We start from the raw sequence: 4,518 nt of genomic DNA on the forward strand, positions 1-4,518 counted from the left end.
CACGACCACCTCCAAGATCAGGTCTTGGAGACAGTCTGCTGGCCGACGAGCAGCGGGTCGATTACCCGGCCAAGGCTGCGTGACGAGCCACTAGCACGCACCCGGACCGGCGGAATCCTCTTCGGAGCCGCCCAGTGCGGAAAGCGGCCCTCTCCGGCCATGATCGACGTCTTCCTCGACGTCTTCCTCCGCCAGGACCATGCCTTGCTCGTGCCGATCGTCCGGGCCTTCGCGCGCGAGAACCGCTATCCGCACCTGCCCGAGATCACGGTTCCCACCGTCGTCATGGTCGGCTCGGCCGACCGCAGCACACCGCCGAGCCACGCCCGGCGCCTCACCGCGGGGATACCGGGCGCCCGGCTGGTCACCGTGCCGGACGCCGGACACATGCTCAACTGGGAGAACCCCCAGGCCCTGGTGGAAGCCGTCGTCTCCCTGCACGAGGCCGACCGAGCCGGCTGACGCCCCCTCGACAATGGCCGAGAGCACGGTGTGATTCCCCTGCCGTTACCGCTTGGGTGAAGGGATCGAGCAACCGGGTGGGGCGAGGGGGCACAGGTGTACGACTACATCATCGTGGGCGCCGGATCGGCCGGGTGTGTGCTGGCGGACCGGCTCACCGAGGACGAGAGCGCGCGCGTTCTGCTGATCGAGGCAGGCCCTGTGGACGATGCCGCGGAAATCCACGTTCCGGCGGCGTTCAGCAAGCTCTTCCAGACGAAGTACGACTGGAGTTACCTCAGCGAGTGTGAACCGGGACTGGACGGCCGCCGTCGCTATCTGCCCCGGGGCCGCATGCTCGGCGGCTGCTCCTCGATGAACGCGATGATCTACATACGCGGCAATCGCCGCGACTACGACGCCTGGGCGGCCGGCGGCGCCGACGGTTGGAGCTGGCAGGACGTCCTGCCGTACTTCCTTCGCGCCGAGGACTTCACGGGCGCCATGTCACCGTGGCACGCCACCGGCGGGCCGCTCACGGTCAGCGAAGGCCGCTCCCGGCATCCGTTGATGGACGCCTATGTGGCGGCGGCACAGGAAGCCGGCCACCCCTGCACCAGCGATTTCAACGGCCCCGAACAGGACGGCGTCGGCTACTACCACCTCACTCAGCGCGATGGTCTGCGCTGCAGCACGGCCGACGCGTATCTGCGGCCGGCCCTGTCCCGGCCGAACCTCGAGGTTCTGACCGGCGCCCAGTGCATCCGCGTGCTGCTCGACGGCGACCGTGCGACCGGCGTCGAGGTGGACCGGGACGGCGAACTGCTGTGCCTGCGCGCCGAACGGGAGGTCGTGCTGTCGGCCGGTGCCTACAACTCTCCGCAGCTGCTCATGCTCTCCGGCATCGGCCCGGGCGGCGAACTGACGGCCCGCGGCATCACGCCCCGCGTCGACCTCCCTGTTGGGGAGAACCTGCAGGATCATCCGCATGTCGGTCTGTGCTATCTCACCGACACCGAGTCGCTGTTCACCGCCGAAACGCCGGACAACCTCCGCCTGCTGGAGACCGAGGGCCGCGGTCCGCTCACCTCGAACGTCGGCGAGGCCGGCGGGTTTCACCGCACCCGTGAGGGACTGGACGCCCCCGACATCCAGGTGCACGCCACACCGGTGATGTTCCATGAAGAGGGGATCAGCCCCGCGACCGACCACGCCTTCATGTTCGGTGCAGTCCTGCTCGCCCCCACGAGCCGCGGCAAGGTCTCCCTACGCTCGGCGCTCCCCAGCGCCAAGCCGCACATTCTGCACAACTACCTGACCACCGAAGAGGATCGCGTCACGATGATCCGGGCACTGCGGATGCTGCTCGACATCGCCGACCAGCCCAGCCTGGCCAAGCACCGCCGTGCCGACTTCCGCGTACCGCGCTCCACGGACGACGCCGGCCTGCTCGACTTCGCCCGGCGTGAGATGCAGACCCTCTACCACCCGGCGGGTACGTGCTCCATCGGCCCCGTCGTGGATTCCCGGCTCAGGGTGCACGGCGTGAGCGGCCTGCGGGTGGTGGACGCCTCGGTGATGCCCACCGTGGTGCGGGGCAACACCAACGCCCCCACGATCATGATCGCGGAAAAGGCCGCAGACATGATCCGCGGTCTCCCGTCACCGACGTGACGGCAACGTCACGCACGGACCGATACGACGTCCTCGGCCAGGACGTCACACGGGGACACGGGGTTGTGCCCGATCCGGATTACGCGGCGAGGCGCTCCACGACGACGTGTTCGTCGACCTCCTCGTCGGCCCGGACCTGACCAGGTGGAGGTGGAAGGACGAGCGCGAGGACGCCCAAGCCCGCCGCCTGGGCATCGTGGACGACGCCGAGCACGCCCGCGTCCAGGAGGCCCGCGGTCAGGCCCTGGCCCTGCTGTCCGAACGAGGCGGCCCGTTCGCCGAGGTCGACCGGTGGGCGCAGTGGCGACACGACCCGGCCTGGCCGGTCCCTCGCCTACCCGCCCAGCCGTCCTGACCAACTCCCAGTGGGCTGCGCACCCAGGCGGCGACACAAACGACGTATCCTCTCTGCGGTGCGCGTGACCGGACCCCGGCGTGCCCGTCTCCGGCGGGGGCATGACCGGCGCCCGGTGGGGAGGAACATCCGGAGCTTCACCGGCCCTCTGCCCCGCGCCTGACCCTCCGCTCCAGTGGCCGCGGCTCCTCCCACGGGTCTCGCTCCGGCCGAGTCCGTACTCACACTCACCTAGCGCCGCTCGCCGGGGCGACACTGTCAATAGCGGGGCACCTTGCAGGTTCGGGCGTGACCATGATGAACAGCTCGCTAAGGATCGGACGGGTCGGAAAGGTGCCCCTGCGCATCCACTGGACGGTGCCGCTGCTGGTGTTCCTCTTCGGCTACAGCCTCATCGACCAGACGCTCCCGGCCTGGGTGCCGGGACGGTCCACCACCGCCTACACCGTCGCCGGACTCATCGGCGCCCTGCTGCTCGTGTTGAGTCTGCTGGCGCACGAATCCGCGCACGCGATCATCGCCCGGCGCAAGGGAATCCCCGTCCACACCGTCACCCTCTGGGCCCTCGGCGGCATGACCGACATGGGCAAACCGCCCGCACCCGGCGCCGCCTTCCTCGTCGCCGTGAGCGGGCCGCTCACCAGCCTGGCCATCGGTGGAGCGGCACTCGGCGCCGGGGCAGGCCTGAACGCGGGACTCGGCTGGGACGTATCCGCGGCCGTGCTGGTGTGGCTCGGCTGGGCGAACCTTTTGCTGGGCGTGTTCAACCTCCTGCCCGCCGCACCGCTCGACGGCGGACGCGTGGTGCAGGCCGTGATGTGGTGGCGCACCGGAGACCGCGAGCGGGCCGAACGGGCAGCCGGACGCAGCGGCCAGATCCTCGGCATCCTGCTGATCGTCCTCGGCTGGATTGCCTTCCTCGGCGGCGCCTGGGGCGGACTATGGCTGGCCCTCACCGGCCTCTTCATCATGATCGTCGCCAATGCGGAACGGCGGCAGGCGTCCCTGGCCACCGCCCTGAGCGGGCTGCGCGCCGCCGACGCCATGTCCAGCCCCGTCGAGACCGCCCCCGACTGGATCACCGTACGGCAATTCGTCGACGGGCAGGCGATGACCGCCCGCCACTCGGCGGTGCCGCTGCTGGACTTTGAAGGGCGCCCCAGCGGCCTGCTCGACGTGCCGCAGCTCGCGAAGGTCCCCGTGGCACAGCGGGAGACCATGCGCCTGCGCGACGCGGCCACCCCTCTCGAGAAGTGCACCACCTGCGCGCCGGACAACCTCCTGGAGGACGCGCTCAAGAAGCTCAGTCCGCTCGGTGGTGTGCGCATCCTCGTCCTGGACGGCCAGCGCCTCGCGGGCATCATCACCGCGCGCGACGTCATGCGCCTGACCCAGCGACACCAACTGCGCGGAAGGGGACCGGGCTGAGGACTCCTAGCCCCCATGCCGGGACTCTGCTGGTGATGTTGGTGAGCCGCTGACGGCTGGCTGTGCCCGGTGCTTGGCTAGGAGTGTGCGGGGTGGTGTCGTCGGTGGAGATGGTCGGAGAGACGCTGCGAGCAGCCCTGGAGGAGTTGGCCGAGGCCGCCCCCGCCTGGCTGGCTCCGCTGATCGAGCCGGAGTGGGCCAAGCGGTACGGACGCCGAGTGGAGATCGGCAAGCTGCCGGGCGGGAAGGCGGCCGTGACCACCCGGGCCGAGGAGTTCGGCCAAGACGGCCAGAAGGTCTTCACCGCTGCCCGGGCCGCCGGGGCCCCCGCCCCGCCGGCGGCGGCCGCAGGTGGAGATCCTCCGCCAAGTCTGGGTCCACCACTACTACTGGGACGCGGACGGATGTCTGCGCTGGCGGGACGGCCACGCCCTGCCGCCCGCCTCGCTGCGGTTCGACTCCCCCTACGACACCGACGCGCACTACTGCATCAAACGGGACACCGCATGGAGCGGCTACCGGGCGCATCTGACCGAGATTCCCAATGCTGTTGTCAAGCCGCTGCTGTCACGGGGGGTGCAGGCTGGTAGCACCTTCCGTCACGCAGCAGTGCCCACAGG

Annotated in this window: 4 protein-coding genes and 1 pseudogene; 4 read left to right on the forward strand and 1 reads right to left on the reverse strand. The window is 70.1% G+C overall.

Annotated features, from left to right (window positions below; genetic code table 11):
- The first annotated feature begins 24 nt into the window (after nucleotides 1–24).
- Nucleotides 25–462: an alpha/beta fold hydrolase gene (locus tag ACFV7R_RS46735; RefSeq protein ID WP_385276838.1), complete on the forward strand. Its 438-nt coding sequence runs from the start codon at nucleotides 25–27 to the stop codon at nucleotides 460–462.
- Between the two features lie 96 nt (nucleotides 463–558).
- Nucleotides 559–2,115 carry a GMC family oxidoreductase gene (locus ACFV7R_RS46740; RefSeq protein WP_385276832.1) on the forward strand — a complete coding sequence of 519 codons (1,557 nt, stop codon included), beginning with the start codon at nucleotides 559–561 and terminating at the stop codon, nucleotides 2,113–2,115.
- A gap of 79 nt (nucleotides 2,116–2,194) precedes the next feature.
- Here ACFV7R_RS46740 and ACFV7R_RS46745 read toward each other — a convergent pair whose 3' ends face one another.
- On the reverse strand, nucleotides 2,195–2,425 hold the full coding sequence (locus ACFV7R_RS46745) for a hypothetical protein (protein WP_385276835.1): 231 nt from the start codon (nucleotides 2,423–2,425) through the stop codon (nucleotides 2,195–2,197).
- A gap of 342 nt (nucleotides 2,426–2,767) precedes the next feature.
- On the opposite strand from ACFV7R_RS46745, the gene ACFV7R_RS46750 reads away from it, so the two are divergent.
- Nucleotides 2,768–3,898, forward strand: coding sequence for a site-2 protease family protein (locus ACFV7R_RS46750; RefSeq protein ID WP_385276840.1), 1,131 nt, complete (start codon nucleotides 2,768–2,770; stop codon nucleotides 3,896–3,898).
- Between the two features lie 351 nt (nucleotides 3,899–4,249).
- Nucleotides 4,250–4,518, forward strand: a pseudogene (locus ACFV7R_RS46755) (IS1182 family transposase); the annotation flags it as partial.

Source organism: Streptomyces sp. NPDC059866 (assembly GCF_042731325.1).
GTDB lineage: Bacteria > Actinomycetota > Actinomycetes > Streptomycetales > Streptomycetaceae > Streptomyces > Streptomyces flavusporus.